At 57.3% G+C, this 2,560-nt stretch carries 4 protein-coding genes; all 4 read left to right on the forward strand.

All coding sequences use genetic code 11. The features are described 5' to 3' along the window. The coding region (locus AC1DVH_RS29360; RefSeq protein ID WP_477756738.1) for a sigma factor-like helix-turn-helix DNA-binding protein at positions 1–113 on the forward strand (113 nt) is incomplete at its 5' end. A gap of 31 nt (positions 114–144) precedes the next feature. Continuing rightward, positions 145–732 carry a sigma-E factor negative regulatory protein gene (locus AC1DVH_RS29365; RefSeq protein ID WP_477756735.1) on the forward strand — a complete coding sequence of 196 codons (588 nt, stop codon included), beginning with the start codon at positions 145–147 and terminating at the stop codon, positions 730–732. 8 nt (positions 733–740) lie between these two features. Continuing rightward, positions 741–1,700 (forward strand): MucB/RseB C-terminal domain-containing protein, encoded by a 960-nt coding sequence (locus AC1DVH_RS29370; protein WP_477756736.1) that lies wholly within the window; start codon positions 741–743, stop codon positions 1,698–1,700. A 178-nt stretch (positions 1,701–1,878) separates the two neighbouring features. After that, positions 1,879–2,560 (forward strand): trypsin-like peptidase domain-containing protein (locus AC1DVH_RS29375; RefSeq protein WP_477756737.1); only part of this gene is annotated, 682 nt, incomplete at its 3' end.

Below are 2,560 nucleotides of genomic sequence, written 5' to 3' on the forward strand. Positions count from 1 at the left end.
ACGAGGACATTGCGAGCGTCATGCAATGTCCGGTAGGCACCGTGCGCTCCCGGATCTTCCGCGCCCGGGAGGCCATCGACAAAGCCCTGCAGCCGTTGTTGCAGGAAAACTAAAGACAGCGGCGACAGCCAAGAGAGGAACGCCATGAGTCGTGAAGCCCTGCAGGAATCGCTGTCCGCAGTGATGGATAACGAAGCGGACGAATTGGAATTGCGTCGGGTATTGAATGCCTGCGACGATGTTGAAACCCGTGAAACATGGGCTCGTTATCAGATCGCTCGGGCAGTGATGCACAAGGATCTGCTGCTCCCACGTCTGGACATCGCTGCGGCTGTTTCTGCTGCCCTGGCTGACGAAGCCGTACCGGCAAAACCTTCCCGTGGTCCATGGCGCAGCCTGGGTCGTCTGGCGGTCGCAGCTTCCGTGACCCTGGCGGTGCTGGCCGGTGTGCGTCTGTACAACCAGGATGAGATCGCCGGCGTCGAACTGGCCCAGCAATCCAATCAACCCGGACTGGCCGTTCCTCAAGTAAAAGGCCCTGCTGTTCTGGCAGGCTACAATGAGAGTTCGCAAGCTACCGGCCCAATGGCCAATGGCGTTTTGCAAGGTCAGCCAGGCTGGCACGACCAGCGTCTGCCAGGTTACTTGCGCCAACATGCACAACAGGCTGCATTGAAAGGCACTGAGAGCGCTCTGCCTTACGCTCGTGCCGCAAGTCTGGAAAACCGTTAAGGAGGATCATGCGCGCCATACCTCTACTTTCGCTTCTGTTCAGCGGCTGGTTCATTGTTCCAGCCCAAGCCGATGATGCCCAGGACTGGTTGAGCCGCCTGGGTCAGGCAGAGCAACAGCAAAGCTTTCAGGGTACTTTCGTCTACGAGCGTAACGGTAGTTTTTCTACCCATAACATCTGGCACCGCGTCCAGGATGGAAAGGTCCGCGAGCGATTGATCCAGCTCGACGGTTCCGCTCAGGAAGTCGTTCGCATTGATGGGCAAACTCAATGCGTCAGCGGCACACTGATAGCAGGGCTTGGGGACTCACCCAACTCCGCTGCCCGTGCACTCGATCCTCAGAAGCTCAAGAACTGGTATGACCTCGCCGTCATCGGCAAGTCGCGCGTCGCCGGGCGTTCGGCGGTGATCGTATCGCTGACACCCCGTGATCAACACCGCTACGGTTTTGAACTGCATCTGGATAAAGAAACCGGCCTGCCTCTGAAGTCTTTGCTATTGGACGACAAGGGGCGGTTGTTGGAGCGCTTCCAGTTCACACAACTGGATACCGCTGACGTTCCTTCCGAAAAAGACCTGCAGGCCAGTAATGATTGCAAGCCAGTCAATCTCGAAAGTGACAAGGCTTCTGCCGTCAAGTCTGCCCAGGTCTGGCGTTCCGACTGGTTGCCGCCCGGCTTCGAGTTGACCAGCAGCACCGCTCGCAAGGATCCGGAGACCAAAACCCAGGTCAATAGCCTGATGTATGACGATGGTCTGACGCGCTTTTCGGTATTCCTCGAACCGTTGAATGGCGCAACCGTCACCGACACCCGCACTCAGTTGGGGCCGACCGTTGCGGTTTCCCGGCGCTTGAGCACGGCACAGGGTGAGATGATGGTGACCGTCGTCGGTGAGATACCGGTCGGTACCGCTGAGCGGATAGCGCTTTCGATGCGTACCGACGCCGCTGCAACCAAGCAGTGAGCTGAATTCGAAATGTTTCGTGAGCATTTCAATTTGCAAAAAACCCGTAAATTTCTTATAGGTCAGAGCCCCTCGGCTCTGGCCTTGTTTGTTGTTCCCGGAACAAAAATACCGGCGTATTGTTCCCGGTGTTCCTTGCTCCATATCGCTTAACCCTGCTCGTCGTAACGGGAGCCGTATGTCGATACCACGCTTGAAGTCTTACCTTTCCATTATTGCCACTGTGCTGGTGCTCGGTCAGGCGGTCACCGCCCAAGCGGTCGAGTTGCCTGACTTTACGCAATTGGTCGAACAGGCCTCGCCTGCAGTCGTGAACATCAGTACCACGCAAAAGCTGCCAGATCGCAAAGTCAGCCAACAAATGCCCGACCTCGAAGGCTTGCCGCCAATGTTGCGCGAATTCTTCGAACGGGGCATGCCGCCACAATCGCGCTCACCTCGCGACCGACAGCGCGAGGCAACGTCCCTGGGCTCGGGTTTCATCATCTCTACTGATGGTTATATCCTGACCAACAACCACGTGATCGCCGATGCTGACGAAATCCTCGTCCGCCTGGCTGATCGCAGCGAAATGAAAGCCAAGCTGATCGGTACCGATCCACGTTCCGACGTGGCGCTGCTGAAAATCGAAGGCAAGGATCTGCCAGTGCTCAAGCTCGGTAAATCCCAGGACCTGAAGGCTGGCCAATGGGTTGTCGCGATTGGTTCGCCATTCGGCTTTGACCACACGGTGACCCAGGGCATCGTCAGTGCCGTCGGTCGCAGTCTGCCGAACGAAAACTATGTACCGTTCATCCAGACCGACGTACCGATCAACCCGGGTAACTCGGGCGGCCCGCTGTTCAACCTGAACGGTGAGG

It is taken from the genome of Pseudomonas sp. P4_C3, from assembly GCF_056402075.1.